We start from the raw sequence: 20,570 nt of genomic DNA, 5'->3' as shown, positions 1-20,570 counted from the left end.
ACGACCGTTGAGGTCGACTTTCTGGACAATTGCGCTTCGATGGAATGCGGCAGCGTTGCTTTACCGCCCCTGAAGCCCTCAACCGTCAACAGGCAGAACGCTGTCAGCCCAGTGTCGACGGCTGGAACATCCTGCTTTCGCTCCTGGGCCGCAACAAGCTCGCACGGTCTTCACCTCGCCTTCCTCCCGGCACCTTGATAGGTCAGCCCAAAGTGTACATGCGAAGGCCATGCCATGTCCGTCCCCACTTCTTCCGCAGACCCGACTGCCGCGTGGCGTGCGGGTGTGTTTTATGGTGTCGCGGCGTCGGTCATGTGGGCAAGCTTCATGATCGCCACCCGCACCGGCACAATAGCCGGTCTGCGACCATCGGACCTTCTGGTCCTGCGTTTTGGAACCGCGGCCTTGATCGTCCTTCCCTGGGTGCTCGCTCGGGGGATCGGTGATCTGGGGGGCGTGGGATGGCGACGAGGCATCGCGCTCAGCCTCTTTGCAGGCCCTCCGTTTTTTGGCCTTACGGTGCTAGGCTATACCTACGCCCCGCTGGCCCACGGTGCTGTGATCCAGCCATCGGTGGCCGCGCTCAGCAGTCTGATCGGAGCGGCGCTGGTGTTGGGCGAACGGGCGCCTCTGGTCCGCTTTGCCGGAGCAGGGCTGATCGTGCTGGGCCTTCTCTTTATCGGTTTCGGGCAAAGCGGCGTTCCGTTGGACGGCGCCTGGCGGGGCGATCTGCTCTTCATAGGCGCGGGCCTCTGCTGGGCGGTCTTCACACTGCTGCTCAAGCACTGGCAGATCGGTGGGCTGCAGGCCGCCGCGGCAATCGCAGTCCTGTCCGGTCTGACCATCGCGCCGCTCTGTCTTTTGCTGTTCGGATGGGCGCCGATCCAGGCTTTGCCCACGCAGGTCCTTCTGGTGCAGATGATCGTTCACGGACTTTGCGCAAGCGTGCTGGCGATCTTGGCGTTCGGACGCGCCGTTGCACTTTTAGGGGCAGGCACCGCAGCTCTTTTTCCCGCACTTGTTCCAGTCTTCACGCTGACAATCGGCGCGCCTATCAGCGGTGAAATCCCAAGCTTGACCGAAATTATGGGCGCAATCATTGCCACGCTCGGCCTGCTTGTCGCGCTTGGATGGACATCATGGCGCCCGCGCTGATCCCTTCTTTGGGTCAGAAATATCCAAACCAGGACCTCTCACGCACTGTGACACGTCCTGCATGGAGGCAGCGCGGGGGTCCGGGGGACGCAGTCCCACGGTCGGTCGCCGCGCACCGCGCGGCGAAACTGCTATTCTTCAAAGACCACGCTGACCTCGGGATCGCCCGGCAGACCCAGGTAGCGGACAGTTGCGCCCCCTTTGGCCTTCGCCGGCGGGATCAGGGGGCCGATGGATCCGACGCTCACCAGATCACCGGGCTTCAATTCAATCCCCTTTGAAACCAGCCAAAGCACCGAATTCGCTGGATGCCCCAGCACCGCGGCCCCCGGGGCCTCCGCCAACAGGGTGCCGTCCGCTGCGGTGACCGTCACGTTCATCTCCGACAATGCGTCATGATCCGGGACGTCCAGCGCCGGCCCAAGAACACCCAGCTTCGGCGCCACGCCGATGGCGGTCAGCGTGACAGCGTTGATCGGCTCACCCTGTGCATAGGTCAGATCCGGCAATTCGATGAAGGGGTGGATGGCTGAAAGATGCGTCATCACCTCCCGGCTGTTCTGGGCCTGGTTGATGGCTTCACTGCCGACCACAAGGACCAGATCCGCTTCGAACATCGGGATCGCGCCGAACTGAACCGGCACCGACGCGCCATCCTCCAGCATCATGTCCCGGTACAGCACGCCGTGCACCGGTTCCTCCACGCCAAACCGCTCCTGCGCAGGGCGACTGGTCAGCCCCGCCTTGTAGCCAATGACCGGCCCCATCTTGGCGCTCAGCGCCTCCGCCACCTTGGCTTGCGTGCAAAGCGCATCCTCCATCGTGCCATCCGCCGCCAACGCAGCCGTCGGCGTGTTGGCCATGTAATCCTCCACAAAGGCCGAGATCTGCGCATCCGTTGCACAGGCGGCCAGCGCTGAACCAGCCGCTAACGCGCCCAGACACATGGCACTGAAAAATCGAAACATCGTCTCTCTCCCTCTTTGATTATCGGTGTTGGATCTGAACGCGATCAGCCTGGCCCGCGGCATCCACCACGCTGAACGTCGCAAAACCTGGTCCCGGACGTGGCACCTCGACCTCCCGCTGCCGGATGCCGGTGCGCAGCGGCGCGCCGTCCCGCAGCACCGCGAAGGGAGGCGTGCCGCCCCTGAGCTTGAGCGTCAGCGGATCCGAGCCGGAGGCGAGGACTGCACCGTCCGGCGGAAAGACAAGCTGCGGCGCAGCGGCATCGCGGGCGAAGCCCGCGCCCCTTGGCCGAAACCTTTGCAGCGGTGGCGGAAGGTGCGCAGCACCGACCAGAAGCGTCGCCGCCGGAGGCGGCGGCAGCGGATCGAAGCGTGGCTTGAGCCGGTTGAAAGCCTCGAACAGAACCGGTGCGGCAAGATCGCCGCCGAAGGCGCCCGGAACCGGCGTTCCGTCCGCGCGCCCCATCCAGACGCCGATCACGTGGCGTCCATCCCAGCCAATGGCCCATGCGTCGCGATGCCCGTAGGACGTCCCCGTCTTGTAAGCCAGCACGCCCGCTGCCGCGCCAGGCGGCGGCGCGAGGCCGGCCAGGATATGACCCACCTGCCAGGCCGCCACCTCCCCCATCACCCGTTTGACCGGGGCCGGCTTCACATCCGCGGACCAGCGCAACGGCCGGCCCTCGCCGCCACCTGCCAGACCCGCGTAAAGCTGCACGAGACCCTCAAGGCTCACGCCAACGCCACCAAGAGAGACGGCAAGACCCGGCTTGCCACCCGACAGTCGTGCCGGCACCCCCGCACGCCTCAGGGCCACCATCAGGCGCGCGGCGCCCATCTCCTGCGTCAGCAACACGACCGGAATATTCAGCGACAGCGTCAATGCATCGCGGATCCGTATATCGCCCCGAAAGATCCCGTCGAAATTCCGCGGCGCATATCGTCCGATCTGCACCGGCCCGTCATGGATCAGCGTTTCGGGATGGACGAGCCCCCGGTCGAAGGCCAGCCCGTAGACCAGCGGCTTCAGCGTCGACCCCGGCGATCTCAACGCCCGGGTCATATCGACAAAACCCTGATGCGCACCCGCCGCATAGACCGGAGACCCGACAGACGCCAGACCTTCCCCGCTTCTGTGATCCGCAACGACAATCGCGGCCGACAGGCGGCCCGCCTTGCCGCGCACCGCCTCGCGCAACAGCACCTCCATCGCGCGCTGTACCGGCAGGTCCACGGTAAGATCATGGCGCATCGTGCCGGGGCGGGACCGGACCACTCGATCGGAAAGGTGAGGCGCATATCGCGGCATCGGTCGCATGCGGTCCGGCAGCCGGGTCTCTCGCGCGGCGTCTTGCTCTTCGCCGGTCAGCACTCCGGCCCGCGCAAGGCGGCTCAGCACCCGGTCGCGTGCTGCAAGAGCGGCCTGTGGCGCTCGGTCCGGTCGCCTGGCTTCGGGCGCCTGAGGCAGCGCAACAAGAAACGCAGCCTCGGACGGCGTCAGGCGGTGCGGTTCCTTGCCGAACCAGGACAGGGTCGCCGCCCGCAGACCTTCGATATTCCCCCCGTAAGGCGCATGGAGCAGATAGAGCGTCAGGATCTCCCGCTTGCTCATCCGTCGCTCCAGCGCCCAGGCCAGCCGCATCTGGCGCAGCTTTCCGGGCCAGGCCCCGGTGCCGCTGTTCTCCAGAAGGCGCGCCACCTGCATCGTCAGTGTCGATCCGCCTGAGACCACCCGGCCGTTCCAGGCCACCTGTCCGACGGCGCGTGCCAGAGCCAGCAGATCGACGCCGCCATGGCGCCAAAACCGCTTGTCCTCATAGACCACCAGCATCTCGAGATACCGGGGATCGACGGCCTCGACTGACAGATCCATGCGCCATCGGCCCTCCTCCACCTGATAGGCGCGCAAAAGTGCCCCGTTCCGGTCCCGCACCTCGACAGAGGTTTCGGCCAGGAGCAGCGGAAGATCCGTCCGCGCGATCCAGGCATCGAACGCGTCCCGCGCGCCCGCCGCGACCAACAGCAGCAGCGCAAGCGCGATCAGGCCCCAGCGTCTCATTCTGTCACGACCACCCGACCTGTTGCGGTGCGGGCCCGAAAGCGAGGGCGATACATGTCTTCGACAGAGGCGGCGGGATGATGATAAGCGCCCGGCGTGACGGCGCGCGCGACATAGGCTAGCCGTACGGTCCGGCTGCCCCGCAAGTCGACCGCGGCCACAAAGCGGTCAGAACGGAACTCGGCATGTTCGACGCGCGACGGCTCCAACCAGTCGAGCGCACGCACATCACCGGCCCGCAATAGGTTGGGATTGTCGATTTCCACCCCGCCGGGCAGCGGATCGTCGATGATGAGCCGCGCGCCGGTCTCTTCGAACGGCACGACCTCAAGCACCGTGACAAACCGCTGTCCGACTCCAAGGGCGGCAGGATCGAGCGGCTGGCCGTCGAGATCGAAATAGGAGCGTTCGATGGAAAACCCGGTCCCGCCTGCCCCAGGCGGGGTGAGCGGCACCCCGATGGTGGTCAGCGTGATATCGGTCGGCCGGGACGATGTGACAGCGTAACTGCCGTTGGCCATGCCTGCCTCAAGCAGACGCACGAAGGGGCTGGAAACAGGCGCCCCGTTCACCTCAAGTCCTTCAGCCCCCGGACCGTCGATCAGCGCATGGGCCGCCAGAAGCGACCAGGCCGCCTCCTGCGTAGAGCGGCGACCGGGCTGCGCGGCAATCCGACGGCTGAGCGCGGTGGTGTCGACAACCTGACTGCCCGCTTCCGCGGCTAGCGTCAGAACACCGGCAGCATCCCGCAACGAAGTGCCGAAATCGGCGCGCCAGACCGGTGTGTCGGGGTCCTGATCCGACAGGAGCAGACGCACGGCGCGGGCAAACATCCGGTCGGCCCGCGTCTGATCTCCGTAAGAGGCCAATGCCGCACCCAGCTGTGCCGCCGCGAGGGGCGTTGCGAAAGCATCGCCTTTGACATCGGCATAGTAGCGCAGATCACCCATCGACGCGGCCCCTTCGCGAGCCAGCACCATCAGCGCATAAGCAATGTCCTCACCCCCCCGGTCAAAATCGGGCGCGAAGTTCACACGATTGCGCAGATTGTCCATGGCCAGCCGGAAAGCGCGGTCAGGCATCTCATGACCCTGGGCGCGGGCGCGGCTGAGGAAGTCGCCGACATATGCGTCCAGCCAGAACTCCCCCGACTGCGCCCGCCAAAGACCGAAGGCCCCGTTCGACGCCTGCCGGGTCAGGATTTGCGCGATGGTCTCTGCAATCTGGGCATCGACCTTGGGGGCAGTGCCCAGACCGGACGCCTCCGCCACGGAACTCAGATAGAGGAGCGGCATCGCCTGGGACGTGACCTGTTCGGTGCAGCCATAGGGATAACGATCCAGTTGGCTCAGCAAGCCCGGCGCGTCGAACCGGGCCAGAGGCCCGGCGGAGATCAGCGCAGAGCCGGTGCCTGCCCGAAGATCCGCAAAAACCTCCTCGTCCAGCGTAAAGGTCTCGTCCGCGCCCAGCGAAAAGCGGCGCGTGGTGGCCACGGCGGGATCGTTGACGCGGACGGGCAGGGTGAGCTTTTGCGACAGCGTCCGGCCCGCAGGCGTGGTGAGCGTCGCGGTCATCACGTGATCGCCGATTTCCAAAGCCTCGACGGGTAAATCCAACGTGGCTCGGCCCCCTTCGATCAGCGTGACACTGGCCTGCATCTGGGCAAAGCGAAGAGCGGACGGGGCCGTCAGCGTGACCTGCATCTCCCCCGCTGGCCCTTCGGCATGAGCAAGCTCCAGCCGCAGCCGGCTGCTGTCGCCGGGTGCAAGCACACGCGGCAGGCTTGCCGTGACCACGACCGGATCGCGCAGCACAACATCCGTCGTTGCCTGCCCGACACCGGTGTCAGACCAGGCGACCGACATCAGGCGCACAGTGCCGTTGAAAGCAGAGACAGGAACGTTGATGAAGGTTTCGCCCTCTGGCCCGATCTCCACGGGGCCGGAGAAGACCGCCATCAGGTTCTGCGTGGGGGGCGGGGATTGGCGGCGCATGCCGGATCCCGCATCGCCCCCCGATCGTACGACGCCAAGCGCGCCGTTCATCCCGTCGATGAGACGTCCATAGACATCCCGCATCTCCATCCCCAACTGGCGCTGGCCGAAATAGTGGCCTTGAGGGTCGGGGCTTTGAAAACCGGTGAGATTGAGGATCCCCAGATCGACGGCGGCCAGCGTGACCCACGCCATCTCTCCCTCCGCCCCGCCGGAGACGGAGACGCGGACCCGCATATCCTGCCGGGGGCGCGGATTATCAGGCACGGACAAAGCGACCGACAGGGCCGCATCGCCCGGATCTATCGCGGCATGGGCGATCCCAAGCGACCGCGCGGGCATCTGCCCGGCCGGGACATCCATGGCCCGCAGCACGGTGGCGGAGACATAGGCGCCCTTCCCCCATTCCTCGGTTACGTCGAGCGGGATCAGCGCCTCGCCCGCCTCCACCTCGACCGCGTGACGCTCGATCAAACGGTCGGAGACGACCTGGATCAAGGCAGTGCCTGCATGGCGCGGAACAATGCGAAGCTGGGCCGTTTCGCCGGGTCGGTAGCTGGGTTTGTCGAGGGACAATTCCAGCGTGTCGGGGGTGGAGGACGCATCGGCGGGCGCATACCAGCCCGCATAAAAGCGCATCGCGGTTTCGGCATAGGTCCCGTCGAGCCGTTCGGCAACCAGCTCATATTCGCCCCACTCCACCGGCTGCGAGATCTCTAGGGGCGTCGTGTCCAGCTCGACTTCGCCCGTGGCAATACGGGTCCGGCGGGTGGTGGGCTCCCAATTCCAGTTGCCGTAGAGTTGATACCATTCATACCGCGTCTCGACGCGGTTGAGCGTCCAGCGTACGCGCATCGGCTGGGGCGTCAGGTCAGGCGACAGGCCGATCATCCGGAACGCCGCCTCGCCCCCTTCGGACACGACATCATCAAAGAGAGGGCGCAGGCCGATCACCGGGCCTGCGGGCTGAACGGGCACGGTCAGGTTTCGCTCCACCGGGCGGCCGGAGCCTTCGGAGAGCCGCGCGATGATCTGTGCCTCCATCGGGCGGTCGGATGTTTCCGGCAAAGGCAGCGTCACAGGGACAGAGGCCTGCCCGTCCGGACCGGTGCGCTGACCACCGAATGTCGTGCGCAAGGGCCTCGTCTCGGCATCGTATCGGCCGAAGAGGAAGCCCGGCCAATCGGCGCTTTGCCGGATCGGGCGCAGCACGACCTCTCCGTCAATCGGCAGATCCGCGCCTGGCGCGCCAAAGAGGTAACGGGCGGAGATCGTCAGGGGCGGCGTGTCGCCGGCGCGCAGGGGCGCGTCGGGCAGGCTGAGGTCGAAATCAATGCGTTCGGGCAAGAAATCCTCGACCAGAAGGGTCTGGCTGGCCAGAAGCGGCCCGTCGGGATCGCTTTTGACCTGAAGCCGCCATGTCCCGCGTGGCACGGTCGCGGACAAGGGCAGGCTAAAGACATGCCCGCCTGCGAGATCCCTGACAGAGACCTCACGCGCATGCTCGACCCCGTCGGGGCGGTTGAGAATAGCGATCAGGGGTACGCCGCCCAGCGCCTTGACCTGCGGATCACGGGCCAGCACGGTGGCGAAGATGGTCTCTCCGGCGCGATAGGCACCGCGATCCGTTGTCAGGAAAACGTCGATGGAACCAGCAGACGGGCGCCCTTGGACCCCCCGGTCCGAAAGATCGAAAGCCGGCTCGGTCAGAGACAGAAAGCCGATATCCTCGACACCGCTTTCGGCCAGGATCATCGCTGGCGCCGCACCGCCCGTGCCCCGCACAAGCCCGGGCGCGAACAGCGCATAGCCGTCGGCGCCCGTCTCAACCTCGCCCAGCACGGCATTGGCACGGGAGACGAGCGTGACAGTCACCCCTGCCCGGGGCGCCGCGTCGGAGAGCGCGCGGACGTTGACGTGCAGGCCGTCATTGCCCTGCAAGCTCGACAGGCCCAGGTCGGATAGAACGAACCATTGCGTCGCACCGGGATCGTCATAAGGATCAGCGCCCGGCACACGGGCGGTCAGTGCATAGATGCCTGCAGGCTGACCGGCGATGGCCGCCCGAAGAGGCAGGCGCGTCGTCATATCCCTGTTCAGCTCGCTTGTTATTTCGGCGGTGCCGGTCCAAACATTCTCGGCAATCTCGGCGCCGAAACGCTGATCCTGATACTGCGAGAGGGGCCGGCCAAAATATCCGTCCTGCACCGCGCGCAAAAGGTTACGGTCGCTGATCCGGCGCAGGCGCAGGTCAAGACCGGTGACGTTGACGGTCTCTACGGGCAGCGCCGCATCGGCGGTCTTGGGCAGCACATATGAGCGACCGGGAAACCGCACCTGCGGGCGGCGGTCACGGACATATTGCGTGACGGGGTAATCCTTATGCAGGGTCTCTCCGCTTTCGGCGGGAAGGCCGGCGCGGATCGTCAACTGATAGCGCGCGCCGTGTGCAACACCGTCCACACAAAGCTGCGCGCCGTCGGCCTCGACGGTCAGATCGGGGGAGGGCAGACGCACGAAAGGCTCGTAATCGACCCCGGCCTTGACGAGCGGTTCGGAGAATTCCAAGCAGATCCGGGGCTGTGCCGCGTCGCTTTCCACCTTGGTGGCGGTCACCCGAAAGCCGTGTTTGGCGATTGCGGCGTCCAGCGCCGTTTCGATGTCCTGTCGCGGCGCTTCCGTCAAGGCAAGCCGCAGGGCGGAGATCATCGCGCGGCCCCTGCCCTGCGCCTCAAGCGTCTGGGCCATGGTCACCAGCGCATTGGCCCGCGCGGCACCCGACGTGCCCCGCAGATAAGCGTTCACGGTGGCCAGTAGCCCGCGGTCCCGATAGCGGCGACGGTCCTGCCCGGAGGACGGATTGATCGCCATGAGGTACCGCGCATAGTCGAGCCAGAGATCGGACCTGTCGCTGAGGCTGACCGCGATACCCGTCCAGCGCATGGCACCCGTCGGATCGCCTGCCGCCGCGCGGGTCCGTGCGGCCTGCAAAAGCGCGTCAAGCGGCTGACCCGACCAAGGGTGGCGAAAGCCCAGATCTCGCGCTTCGTTCGCAGCCCGAGCCATGGTGCCGCCCGGCAGGAAATCGAGATTGGCGGCCAGTGCGGGGGCCGCGGTGATCAGATCTGGGCCTGTCGCGATCTTCTCGGCGGAAACCGCGCCCTCATAGGGCGTGCGGTCGCTGACGGTGCTTTTTGGAAAACAGGCATTCGACCGGGCATTGAACGTGAAAGCCTGACAGGCGCTGTTGGCCGAACACGCGCGAATACAAGCGCTCAGATCGGTATCGAAGAGAGCTTCGAGATCCGCGCCGTAGAAATCGACATCGCGGGTCACCAGATAGCGCCCCTCCGGCAGCGCGTTTTGCGCCGCGAGCGCGGGAACCAGAAACAGCCACGCAAGAAATCCCGCAAAACCGCGCATACCAAAACCCTCCAAACTCAATGGGCCAAGGGTGGCACGGGGTTTGGCGCCTTGGCAACGATTCCCGGAGCGGGGTTTTTTGATCGGCAGTTTAAGCACTTTCTTTACCACCATATCCGATGCTGGCGGCAACAAACCCCGTGACAGGGACAATGCCTATGAGCCTTGCCAACAAACTTGCCGAGGAACGGCGCGCGCGCCTGGCCGCCGAACGCCTGCTGGAACTCAAGCAGTCGGAGCTTCAGGCCGCCAACCGCAAACTGGGCAAGCACGCGCTGGCGCTGACCAAGAAGATCGGCCAGTCGGAGGCAGAGGTTGCAACTGTCCGGACCGAAAACGAGCGTGTGAAGTCGGACCTGACGGTCGCCAATGCCAAGATTGAAATCGCGGAACGACGGCTTTGGCATTCAATCCAGACGATCCAGGACGGATTTGCCTTCTTTGATGCCGATAATCTGATGATCGGGGCGAATACCGCCTATCTAAGCGTGTTTGAGGGTCTGGAAGAGGTGGGCCCGGGCATCTCTTACATGCGGATGCTGCAAATCCTCACCGACGAAGGCATCGTGAATTGCGAGCGCCAGAGCCCGGCAGATTGGCGGGCACAGATGGCCGATCGCTGGCACGCGCCGAACCCCCAGCCCACCGTGATCCGGCTGTGGAACGACCAATATATCAAGCTGATAGACCAGCGCGGGCATGGCGGCGACGTGGTCAGCCTGGCGCTGAACATCACCGCCAGCGTGCGCTACGAGAAGGACCTAAAGTCAGCGCGGGAAAAAGCCGAGGCCGCGAACCGCGCGAAATCGGCCTTTCTGGCAAATATGAGCCATGAGATCCGAACGCCGATGAATGGTGTCGTAGGCATGGCCGAGCTGCTCACCGATACCGATCTGGACGAGGAACAGCGTCTTTACGCCAACACCATCAAGAATTCAGGCGAAGCGTTGTTGGTCATCATCAATGATGTGCTTGACTATTCGAAGATCGAGGCGGACAAACTGGTCCTGCATCCCGAACCCTTCGATCTGGAGCGGTGCATCCATGAGGTGGTCATGCTGCTGCAGCCCACGGCGCGGGACAAGGGGCTGGCGCTGATCGTGGATTACGACCTTTTTCTGCCCACCCGCTTTATCGGTGATCCGGGTCGCGTCCGGCAGGTGTTGACCAATATCGTCGGCAACGCGGTAAAATTCACGCGCAAGGGTCATGTCCTGATCCGCGTCACCGGAATCGCGGCCAAGGATGGGTTGGACTGCGACATTCATATCTCGGTCGAGGATACGGGGATCGGCATTCCGCCGGATAAAATCGACCACATCTTCGGAGAGTTCAATCAGGTGGAGGATGAGCGAAACCGGCAGTTCGAAGGGACGGGGCTTGGCCTCGCAATCTCTCAACGGCTTGTAAAGATGATGAAAGGCTCGGTCTGGGTGGAGTCCGAGGACGGCAAGGGCTCCTGCTTTGGCTTCAAGGTCGTGATGCCGATGACGGATGAAGCGATCCCCGATACGCCAAAGATGCCGGAGGGGTTGCGGCACGCAATCGTCGTCGACGATCTTGAGATCAATCGCGCGATCCTGGCGAAACAACTGGATCTGCTGGATGTCCGCGTGACCGCCTGCGAAAGCGGGCACGAGGCGATCAGGCAGATCGATGACAGCGTCGATCTGGTCATCACCGATCACAACATGCCGGGCATGGACGGCTATGAGCTCGCAACTCTCTTGAGGGAGGGCGGTAACGACGTGCCCATCGTGATGTTGTCCTCCAATGCCACGCACCAGCAGACCGACCCGGCCCGGCAATATCTGCATGCGGTTTTGCAAAAACCGATCCCACGTCGGGACCTTTTCGCAAAGCTTGCGGAACTGGACGGTCAGCAGGGACCCGCGGGGGACGCGGGCAAGCCATCTTCTGCACACAAGGTCGACGCTGTGGTTTCACATAAGGCGGAAACCCCGGCAGAGCCTAAGGCGTCCTCAGCCCAACCACCGACCGCACAGACGGGGCCCGACAGCCCGGCCAAGCGCCTGATGCGCATCCTGGCCGCCGAGGACAATAAGACCAATCAGCTCGTGTTCCGGAAGATGATCAAGGATCTCGAGGTCGAGCTGAAATTCGCCAATAATGGGCTCGAGGCGGTTCAGGCATACGTCGATTTCGCGCCAGACCTGATTTTCATGGACATCTCAATGCCCAAAATGGACGGCAAGGAAGCCACCGGTGAGATCAGAAAAATCGAGGCCGGGTCGGGCAGTCACGTGCCCATCGTGGCATTAACAGCACACGCAATGGATGGGGACGAGCAAGGTATTCTAGATGCTGGTCTAGACTTTTACCTGACAAAGCCACTGCGCAAGACGGCCATTCACGCACGGATCGCCGAGCATTGCCCCGCGGATGCAGAGGATCCGGCGCGCGGGCTCAGTGATAAATGACAGGGTCTAGGATGCCGCCATCCCCTTCTTGGCCTCCTCTGCCGGACGCACGAAAACGGGCTTTTCGGGGTCGGACAGCTCGGCGCGGTACGCGTAGCCGCCGGTGCTGAAGTCCAGGAGCGCGGCAGGATCGGTCAACCGGTTCTGAATAATAAATCGCGCCATCGCGCCCCTCGCCTTCTTGGCAAAAAAGCTCACGATTTTGGGACCTGCGGGCTTTTCTTCCATGAAAACGGGTGTGATGACTTTCAGCTTCAGCGCATCCAGATCGACCGCGCCGAAATACTCCTGACTGGCACAATTGACGAGGATGCCGGTCCCCGTCTCCTCCGCCTGCGCGTTCAGCGCCTTTGACAACTGGTCGCGCCAATAGGCGTAGAGCGACCCGCCCCGGCGGGTTTTCAGGCGAGAGCCCATCTCCAACCGGTAGGGCTGGATCGCATCCAGTGGGCGAAGCACACCATAGAGGCCCGACAGGATCCGCAGGTGATCCTGCGCCCAGCCCAGTTCATCCTCATCCAGCGACGCCGCTTCGAGCCCCTGATACGTGTCCCCCGCAAAGGCAAGCGCGGCAGGGCGGACGGCGTCAGCCTCCGGTGTCTCGGCAAAGCTGCGAAAGCGATCCCGGTTCAGCTTGGCAAGGTCGGGACTGATATCCATCAGGGCCTGAAGATCCTTCAGCGTCAGATTACGCGCAGTTTTGGCCAGCCGGATCGCATCGTCCTGAAAGTCCGGCTCGGTGACGGAAACCTCCCGCTCTGCCCAGTCCAGCCGTTTCGCGGGTGAGATGACAACCAGCATTGCGCCCTCCAGATTTGCCTGATCCAGAAGCTAGCTCGCTGCCCGCAAAACGTCCAGAAACGCAGCGCCAAAACGCTCGGTCCGACGCTCGCCCAGCAGCCGCTCCAACGCATGTTCGTCATTTGGGCGCATCTGCGCGACCTTGGCCAGAAGCGAGGCGGAACAGCTCAGCGGTTTGTCCACACCATCGGCGCCGCGCGCGAGATCGGCCTGCACTTCAAGGAGCCGGTCGTAAAGCGTTCCGGCATCTCGCCCGGCCAGCTTGCGGCGAGCGGGATGCACCTCCTCCTGCGCACCGGTGATCACCTCCAGAAAGGTGGCGCCATAGCGTTCGAGCTTCTTCGCCCCGATACCGCTGACCTGGGCCATGGCGTCAAGCGTGGCGGGGCGCTGCTCGGCCATTTCGATCAACGTGCGGTCGTTGAAGATGACATAGGCCGGCACCTTGGCAGCTTCGGCGAGCGCACGGCGCTTGGCCTTGAGCGCCGACAGAAGCGGTGCGTCCTCTTCCGACACCAGCGCCTTGACGGCAGGGCGACGCGTGGCGGTCTTGATCGTATCGCGCCGCAGCGTGATCGACGCCTCACCCCGCAGGATCGGACGGGCCGTGTCCGTCATGCGCAGGGCGCCGTGGCGTTCGGGATCGGGCCGCACAAGGTCATGGCCCATCATCTGGCGGAACACCGCCTGCCACTGCCGACGGTCATATTCAGTGCCGACCCCATAGGTCGGCAATTGATCGTGACGCCTGGCGCGGATCTTGTCGGTATCGGTGCCGGTGAGAATGTCGATCAGGTGGCCCGCCCCGAACCATTCGTCGGTGCGCAGGATGGCCGACAGCGCCTTGCGCACGGCGGTGGTGCCGTCGAACACCTCCGCCGGGCTGTCGCAGAGGTCACACTTGCCGCAGGCCTCCGCCGCCTCACCGAAATAACCCAGCAGCGTCTTGCGGCGGCATTCCAGGGCCTCGGCCAGGCCGAGTAGCGCGTTCAGCCGCGCATGATCCGCCATCCGGCGTTCCGGCGGCGCGAGGCCTTCGTCGATCTGCGACCGGCGCAGGCGAATATCGTCCGGCCCGAACAGCGTCAGTGTCTCGGACGGCGCGCCGTCCCGGCCCGCACGGCCGATCTCCTGATAATAGGCCTCGATGCTCTTGGGCAGGTCGGCATGAGCGACCCAGCGGATATCGGGCTTGTCGATGCCCATGCCAAAGGCCACGGTCGCCACGACGATCAGGCCGTCCTCCCGCTGAAAGCGGGTTTCGACGATGCGGCGATCCTCCGCCTCCATCCCGCCGTGATAATGGCAGGCACTGTGCCCGGCCTCCCGCAGGGCCTGGGCCAGAGTTTCGGTCTTGGCGCGAGTTCCGCAATAGACAATGCCCGACTGCCCCTTGCGCGCGGCGGTAAAGTTCAGGATCTGACTGCGCGGGCCGTTCTTGGCAGCAAAGGCCAGATGCAGATTGGGCCGGTCAAAACCGCGTAGGAAGCTGCGGGGCGGCACACCATCGAAAAGCTTCTGGACGATCTCTTCCCGCGTCTCCGCATCCGCCGTGGCGGTGAATGCGGCAAGCGGCACGTCCAGGGCCCGCCGCAAGGCACCGATGCGCAGGTAGTCGGGGCGGAAATCGTGGCCCCACTGGCTAACGCAATGCGCCTCATCCACCGCGATCAGCGACACGCCGATACGCCGCAGTATACCCATGGCGGACCCCGCTGCGAGCCGTTCGGGCGCCATGTAGAGAAGTTTCAGCTCCCCCCGCTCCAGCGCATCCCAGACAGCATCCGTTTCCTCGGGCGTGTTGCCCGAGGTCAGAGCGCCTGCCGCCACGCCCGCCTCCTGCAAGGCGCGGACCTGGTCCCGCATCAGGGCGATGAGCGGAGAGATCACCACCGTCACCCCGTCGCGCATCAGCGCAGGCAATTGGAAGCAGAGCGACTTGCCGCCGCCCGTGGGCATGATGGCCAGCACGTTTTCTCCGGCGCTCACCGCGTTGACAATCTCGCCCTGACCTGGACGAAAGTCATCGAATCCAAACACATCGCGCAAAAGCGTGGCAGCGCCGGTCATCGCGGAAACCCTGTCGAATTTTATTCAATCTGCTCTTGAGTGAGACAGTCTCACACTAAGATTCAGTGAACAAGGGGCAGGGTCCCCCTTCTTCTCGATAAAAATACGGAAAAACCCAACGGTCGCGGTCAGTAGAACGCGCCGATGTTATTGGCGAGAATGATCCGCAGCGCGTAGACCGCGATCAGGGCCACAAGAGGCGCTAGGTCGATACCGGAAACGGGCGGGATGATCCTGCGCAACGGCCCATAAATGGGCTCAAGGATCCGGTTCAGAGCGTGCCAGATCTGCGCTACCAGGGATTGATGCAGGTTGATCACCTGGAAATTGATCAGCCAGCTCATGATCACATGGGCAATGATAAAGAACCAGACGACGTCCAGGATCAGCATCAGGATTTGAAACAGCGATTGCATAAGCGGCCCTCTTCCACGTGTCCCTGACCTAAGCCGCTTGAGCCGCGAGGGCAAGTGCCGCAAGGACAGCCGTTGACGCAGGCGTGACCTGCGTCATCTATCGCGTCCAAAAGGACCCGCGCGATGTTTCCCTTTATCCGATTTGCCAAGGACCTGCTTCTGGCACGCCGCATGCCGCCTTTGGAGCGGTTGACGGATGTTCATGTTTCCCACCACATCTGCTGGCCTTGGGATCTAGATATGTTCATGGAGCTCAATAACGGTCGGATGCTCACGCTCTACGATCTGGGGCGCTTCATGACGGCGCAGCGCGGCGGGCTGATCAAGGCTCTTTTCGACAATGGCTGGGCGCTGACCATGGCGGGGGCCAGCGTGCGCTATCGCCGCCGGATCACCGGGTTCGAGCGGTTCGAGATGCGCAGCCGGGCGGTTTGCTGGGACGAAAGGTTCGTCTACCTCGAACAGTCGATGTGGAAGCGGAACGGAGACTGTGCCAGCCACGTCCTTTATCGCGCGGCGGTGATCGACAAGCGCCGGGCCGTGCCGCCCACGCGCGTGCTGGAGGCAATGGGGCAGGATCCGCAATCGCCCCCGATCCCCGGCTGGATCGCCGCCTGGATCGAAGCGGAGAGCCAGCGCCCATGGCCGCCGATGACGCAGGAATGACTTGCCCCGTTAACACTTCCCCTGTCATATCGGCGGAAAACAGGGGGCGAGATGGCGGATATTGCAACAGCACCGGCAATTCCGATCCGCAAGCGGATTTGGGGCTGGTACTTCTTTGACTGGGCGAGCCAGCCTTACAACACGCTCCTTCTGACGTTCATCTTCGGCCCCTATTTCGCGCAGACCGCCACCCAAAGCCTGATGGCCGGCGGCATGTCTGAACTCGCCGCAGAGGCACAGGCGCAGGCCTATTGGGGCTACGGCCTGACAGCCTCGGGGATTGCCATTGCCATACTGGCTCCGATCCTGGGCGCCATTGCCGACAGCACGGGCAAGCGAATGCCTTGGATCTGGCTGTTCTCCGTCCTTTATTTCGTGGGGTCTTTCGGACTTTGGTGGACCGCACCCGACAGCTTCTCGGTCCTGTGGGCGCTCGTTTTCTTTGGCATTGGCCTGATCGGGATGGAGTTTGCCACCATCTTCACCAATTCCTACCTCCCCTCGATGGGTCCAAAGGACGAGTTGGGGCGCATCTCGGGCTCCGGCTGGGCGTTCGGCTATGTGGGCGGCGTGCTGGCGCTGGTGGTAATGCTCCTGCTGTTCCAAGCGGGAGAGAATGGGCGAACCATGGCCGGTCTGACACCTCTCTTCGGTCTGGACACAGAAACCGGGGCAGATACGCGCATCGTCGGGCCGCTGGCGGCGGTCTGGTTTGCGGTCTTCATGATCCCGTTCTTCCTCTGGGTCCGGGACGAACCGCATGAGCCGCGCCTGCCCTACCGCTTCGGCAACGGGATGAGGGAGCTTTATCACACGCTGATCAACCTGCCGGGCAACCCCAGCCTTCTGGCCTATCTCGGCTCGTCGATGTTCTACCGCGACGCATTGAACGGGATGTATACGTTCGGGGGCATCTATGCGCTTGGCGTGCTCGGCTGGTCCATCGTGCAGGTTGGTGTCTTCGGTATCATCGCGGCGCTCAGCGGAGCCATCTTTTGCTGGATCGCGGGCTATATCGACCGGGCCATCGGGCCGAAGCCGGTGATCGTGACCTGCTGCATCATCCTGATCGGAACGGCGGGTCTGATCATCTCCCTCACCCCGACCTCCGCCTTTGGGGTCGCCTTGCCCGAAGGCTCCCCCCTGCCCGATCAGCTTTTCTATGTCGCGGGCATCCTGATCGGGGCGGCCGGCGGGGTCCTGCAATCGTCGAGCCGGAACATGCTCACGCGGCAGGGCAATCCCGAGCGGATGACAGAAGCTTTCGGTCTCTATGCGCTGTCGGGCAAGGCGACGTCATTCCTTGCGCCGATGCTGATCGCGATCACCAGTGATCTGACCGGCAGTCAGCGGCTGGGCGTCACACCGCTTATCGGGCTCTTCGCATTGGGGCTGGTTCTGCTACTCTGGGTGAAACCGGACGGAGAACAGCACACATGAGCCTCTTTCGCCCCTTCGCACTTCTAGGCCTATGCCTTGCCCTGGCCGCACCCGCCACAGCTGAGCCGCTGGCCAAACAGCAATTCGGCGCACAACGTGCCGCTTCGGCCCACCAGCCCGCGCCGTTCGGCAGCTATTCGCGCGGCTGCGTCGCGGGGGCGGAACAACTGGCCGAGACCGGACCGACCTGGCAGGCCATGCGCCTGTCGCGCAACCGCAATTGGGGGCATCCCGAGGCCATCGACTTCGTCAAGGATCTCAGCGCATTCGCGGCAAGGCAGCCTGGATGGCGTGGGCTTTATATCGGCGATATCAGCCAGCCCCGGGGCGGGCCGATGCTGACCGGGCACCGCAGCCACCAGATTGGCCTGGACATCGACATCTGGATGAGACCTGCGGATCGGCTCGACCTAAGCCGAAACCAGAGAGAGAACATCTCCTCCATCTCCCTGCGCCGCGCCAAAGGGGCCTATGTCAACAGCGCCTGGACCCGCGCGCATCACGAGATCATCAAGGAAGCCGCCAAGGACCGGCGCGTCGCGCGCATTTTCGTCTTTCCGGGCGCCAAGGTGCAGATGTGCAACGATGAGCGAGGCAACCGCAACTGGCTGCGCAAGGTGCGACCCTGGTGGGGACACCACTATCACTTCCACGTCCGCCTGTCCTGCCCGCGCGGCATGGCCGGCTGCGTCAACCAGGACGCCCCGCCGCGAGGCGATGGATGTGCGGAGGCGCAGCAATGGGTAAGCAACATCCTCAACCCGCCGCCGCCAGATCCGAATGCACCCCGGCGCGCGCCCAGACGTGAGTTGGTTCTGGCCGATCTGCCTCAACAATGCGCTACGGTCCTGCGCTCGCGCTGAGCGCGGCGCTTCTCATCCCGGCCTGTTTTCCTGCCAGCGATCCCCCGCAATATGCGGCGCGGCTGGCTGGCGAGCTGGTCTGGACGCATGACGCGGACTGGTTCGGCGGCCTTTCCGCCCTTTCCGTCAGGGACAACGGCACCCGGGTCGTGGCGATCACGGATTCCGCACGCCTGATCGAGGCACGTCTGACCCGTCAGGGTGGAACGCTTTCCGGGGTCACCCTCGACACATCGCGCGCGTTGCTGAACACGTCCGGCTGGCCGATCAAGGGCGACTATGCCGATGCCGAAGGTCTGGCGATTGCGCCAGACGGCACGATGTTCGTTTCGTTCGAGAACAAACATCGGGTGCTGCGCTACGCAAACGGCCCGATTGCTGAACGTCTGCCAGCACATCAGAACTTTGACCTCTTTCGGCTGAACGGTTCGCTGGAGGCCCTCGCCATCGCCGAGGATGGCACGCTTTTCACCTTGCCGGAACGGCCCCTGTCAGGACGCAGCGGTTTTCCCGTCTATGCATTCGACGGGGTCGCGTGGAGGCGAGCCTTCTCGCTCCCACCGCGCAACGGTTTTCTGGCCGTTGGCGCGGATTTCGGGCCCGATGGCGCATTCTATCTGTTGGAACGACGCATCACGCCGCTGGGGTTCCAAAGCCGCGTACGGCGGTGGCACATAGGCGCTGACGGACCAACGGACGAGACAGTGATCTTGCGCAGCCGTCCCGGCTTGCATGGCAATCTTGAGGGCCTGTCAGTCTGGCGGGATACTGCGGGGCATCTGCGCCTGACGCTCGTCGCCGACGACAACTTCTGGCGGATGCTTCAGACGGAAATTGTGGAATATGTGATCACGGAATGACTTGCGCAGATTGTCGCAACCCATTACCCCGCCTGCTGTCTTACCGGACCAAGTCGCCGCAACCTTGATAAAACGGGCATTAACCATGACACGTGCACATCTTCCCGGCATTATTGCCATGGCGGCTATCGTCGTCGCCTCGAACATCCTCGTTCAGTTCCTCTTTGGCCAATGGCTGACCTGGGGCGCCTTCACCTATCCGCTGGCTTTCCTTGTCACCGATCTGATGAACCGCATCTATGGCGCGGGTCCCGCGCGCACCGTGGTCTTCGTGGGCTTCCTCGTGGGTGTGTTCTGCTCTCTCGTCGGCACGCAGATCATGGGAGAATTCGGGCCTCTGGTCACGTTCCGCATCGCCATCGGCTCCGGCATCGCGTTCCTGACCGCCCAATTGCTGGATGTGGGCATCTTTTCCGCCCTGCGCCGGGGCGTTTGGTGGAAGGCGCCGCTGGCCTCCACCCTCGTCGGCTCTTCGGTCGATACCGCCCTTTTCTTCTCTATCGCGTTTTCGGCCTCGCTGGCTTGGGTCGATCCTGGCACGGATGTGGCATGGGCCAACGAGGCGCTGCCGCTTCTGGGCGTTGGCCCTGTCGTGCCGCTTTGGGTGTCGCTCGCCGTGGCGGATTGGGGCGTAAAGCTGTCGCTGGCGCTGGCCGCTCTGATCCCCTTCCGCCTCATTGTTGCGCGTCTTGATCCTCACGGACGGCTTGCCTGAAGATTTTGTTTGTCAGATAGGCCTTACCGTGGCAGGCTGATATTGAGTTCAACAAAACGAAAGGAGGTGATCCAGTGTCGAGAAAGGTATTGGAGAGAGGTGTCGGAACAGCTTGGGAGGCCGCCTGCTGAGGCAGCCCTTGGCGGTTGCAGGCCGCCCAAGTGGGTCGATGGATCTAACCGGCCCCACCTCCTGAAACTTTCGAAGGGGCCGTCCCATGGGGGCGGCCCTTTTTCGCTGGACTATGGATATGCTGCGCATCACCGACACGATCACAATCGCGGACTGGGAGCTGACCGAACACTTCATCCGCGCCTCGGGTCCCGGAGGACAGAACGTAAACAAGGTGGCGACTGCCGTCGAGTTGCGCTTTGAAGCGGGGCGGTCGCCGAATTTGCCAGCCCCTGTGAAGACGCGTTTGCGCCGTCTAGCCGGGCGGCGCTGGACGAAAGAAGGCGCGGTCGTGATCCAGTGCGATGAGACACGCAGCCAGGCCCGCAACCGAGAAATCGCAAGAACACGGCTTGCGGAGTTGATCAGACAAGCGCTCGAAGTACCGAAGAAACGCAGACCGACCCGGCCCACGAAAGGATCGGTGGAACGTCGGCTCAAGGCAAAAAAGGCGCGCGGGGAAGTTAAGGCCCTGCGTGGGAAACTCTGATATGCTGTCGCAACTCCAAAAGACGGAGGGCCCTAGGT

14 protein-coding genes are annotated in these 20,570 nt (G+C 63.8%); 8 read left to right on the top strand and 6 right to left on the bottom strand.

The annotated features are described in order from the left end of the window. Positions 1 to 234: 234 nt before the first annotated feature. Positions 235 to 1,155: a DMT family transporter gene (locus CFI11_RS01155; RefSeq protein ID WP_130402245.1), complete on the top strand. Its 921-nt coding sequence runs from the start codon at positions 235 to 237 to the stop codon at positions 1,153 to 1,155. A gap of 131 nt (positions 1,156 to 1,286) precedes the next feature. On the opposite strand, the gene CFI11_RS01150 is transcribed toward CFI11_RS01155, so the two are convergent. From CFI11_RS01150 to CFI11_RS01140, 3 genes are read right to left on the bottom strand one after another with little or no spacing between them, the layout of a single operon-like run. Further along, positions 1,287 to 2,123 (bottom strand): 2-keto-4-pentenoate hydratase, encoded by an 837-nt coding sequence (locus CFI11_RS01150; protein WP_130402243.1) that lies wholly within the window; start codon positions 2,121 to 2,123, stop codon positions 1,287 to 1,289. A 19-nt stretch (positions 2,124 to 2,142) separates the two neighbouring features. After that, complete coding sequence (pbpC, locus tag CFI11_RS01145; RefSeq protein WP_130402241.1) at positions 2,143 to 4,182, bottom strand: penicillin-binding protein 1C; 2,040 nt, start codon at positions 4,180 to 4,182, stop codon at positions 2,143 to 2,145. Then, on the bottom strand, positions 4,179 to 9,599 hold the full coding sequence (locus tag CFI11_RS01140) for an alpha-2-macroglobulin family protein (RefSeq protein ID WP_130402239.1): 5,421 nt from the start codon (positions 9,597 to 9,599) through the stop codon (positions 4,179 to 4,181). Before CFI11_RS01140 ends, pbpC begins: the two co-directional genes overlap by 4 nt. A 158-nt stretch (positions 9,600 to 9,757) precedes the next feature. Between CFI11_RS01140 and CFI11_RS01135 the strand changes: the two genes are divergently transcribed. Continuing rightward, entirely contained in the window at positions 9,758 to 12,040 is a 2,283-nt protein-coding gene (locus CFI11_RS01135; RefSeq protein WP_130402237.1) for a response regulator, read from the top strand. A 6-nt stretch (positions 12,041 to 12,046) separates the two neighbouring features. Here the strand turns inward: CFI11_RS01135 and yaaA are convergent, their stop codons facing one another. From yaaA to CFI11_RS01120, 3 genes are all read right to left on the bottom strand, one after another. Continuing rightward, positions 12,047 to 12,841, bottom strand: coding sequence for a peroxide stress protein YaaA (gene yaaA, locus CFI11_RS01130; RefSeq protein WP_130402235.1), 795 nt, complete (start codon positions 12,839 to 12,841; stop codon positions 12,047 to 12,049). Positions 12,842 to 12,871: 30 nt separating this feature from the next. Then, entirely contained in the window at positions 12,872 to 14,911 is a 2,040-nt protein-coding gene (gene recQ / locus CFI11_RS01125) for a DNA helicase RecQ (RefSeq protein WP_130402233.1), read from the bottom strand. A gap of 128 nt (positions 14,912 to 15,039) precedes the next feature. Next, positions 15,040 to 15,327, bottom strand: coding sequence for a YggT family protein (locus tag CFI11_RS01120; RefSeq protein ID WP_130402231.1), 288 nt, complete (start codon positions 15,325 to 15,327; stop codon positions 15,040 to 15,042). 123 nt (positions 15,328 to 15,450) lie between these two features. On the opposite strand from CFI11_RS01120, the gene CFI11_RS01115 reads away from it, so the two are divergent. From CFI11_RS01115 to arfB, 6 genes are all read left to right on the top strand, one after another. Beyond that, positions 15,451 to 15,993: an acyl-CoA thioesterase gene (locus CFI11_RS01115; RefSeq protein WP_130402229.1), complete on the top strand. Its 543-nt coding sequence runs from the start codon at positions 15,451 to 15,453 to the stop codon at positions 15,991 to 15,993. A 51-nt stretch (positions 15,994 to 16,044) separates the two neighbouring features. After that, positions 16,045 to 17,433: an MFS transporter gene (locus CFI11_RS01110; RefSeq protein WP_130402227.1), complete on the top strand. Its 1,389-nt coding sequence runs from the start codon at positions 16,045 to 16,047 to the stop codon at positions 17,431 to 17,433. Then, positions 17,430 to 18,296, top strand: coding sequence for a penicillin-insensitive murein endopeptidase (gene mepA / locus CFI11_RS01105; protein ID WP_130402225.1), 867 nt, complete (start codon positions 17,430 to 17,432; stop codon positions 18,294 to 18,296). The genes CFI11_RS01110 and mepA overlap by 4 nt, the downstream gene beginning before the upstream one ends. Then, positions 18,269 to 19,156 (top strand): esterase-like activity of phytase family protein, encoded by an 888-nt coding sequence (locus tag CFI11_RS01100; protein ID WP_130402223.1) that lies wholly within the window; start codon positions 18,269 to 18,271, stop codon positions 19,154 to 19,156. The genes mepA and CFI11_RS01100 overlap by 28 nt, the downstream gene beginning before the upstream one ends. 85 nt (positions 19,157 to 19,241) lie before the next feature. Continuing rightward, positions 19,242 to 19,871 carry a queuosine precursor transporter gene (locus CFI11_RS01095; RefSeq protein WP_130402221.1) on the top strand — a complete coding sequence of 210 codons (630 nt, stop codon included), beginning with the start codon at positions 19,242 to 19,244 and terminating at the stop codon, positions 19,869 to 19,871. Positions 19,872 to 20,121: 250 nt separating this feature from the next. Then, positions 20,122 to 20,532: an alternative ribosome rescue aminoacyl-tRNA hydrolase ArfB gene (arfB, locus tag CFI11_RS01090; RefSeq protein ID WP_130409891.1), complete on the top strand. Its 411-nt coding sequence runs from the start codon at positions 20,122 to 20,124 to the stop codon at positions 20,530 to 20,532. Positions 20,533 to 20,570: the final 38 nt, after the last annotated feature.

It is taken from the genome of Thalassococcus sp. S3 (assembly GCF_004216475.1).
Classification (GTDB): Bacteria; Pseudomonadota; Alphaproteobacteria; order Rhodobacterales; family Rhodobacteraceae.
The sequence above is the reverse complement of the archived record's forward strand: the minus strand, read 5'-3'. Positions and strand labels throughout refer to the sequence as shown.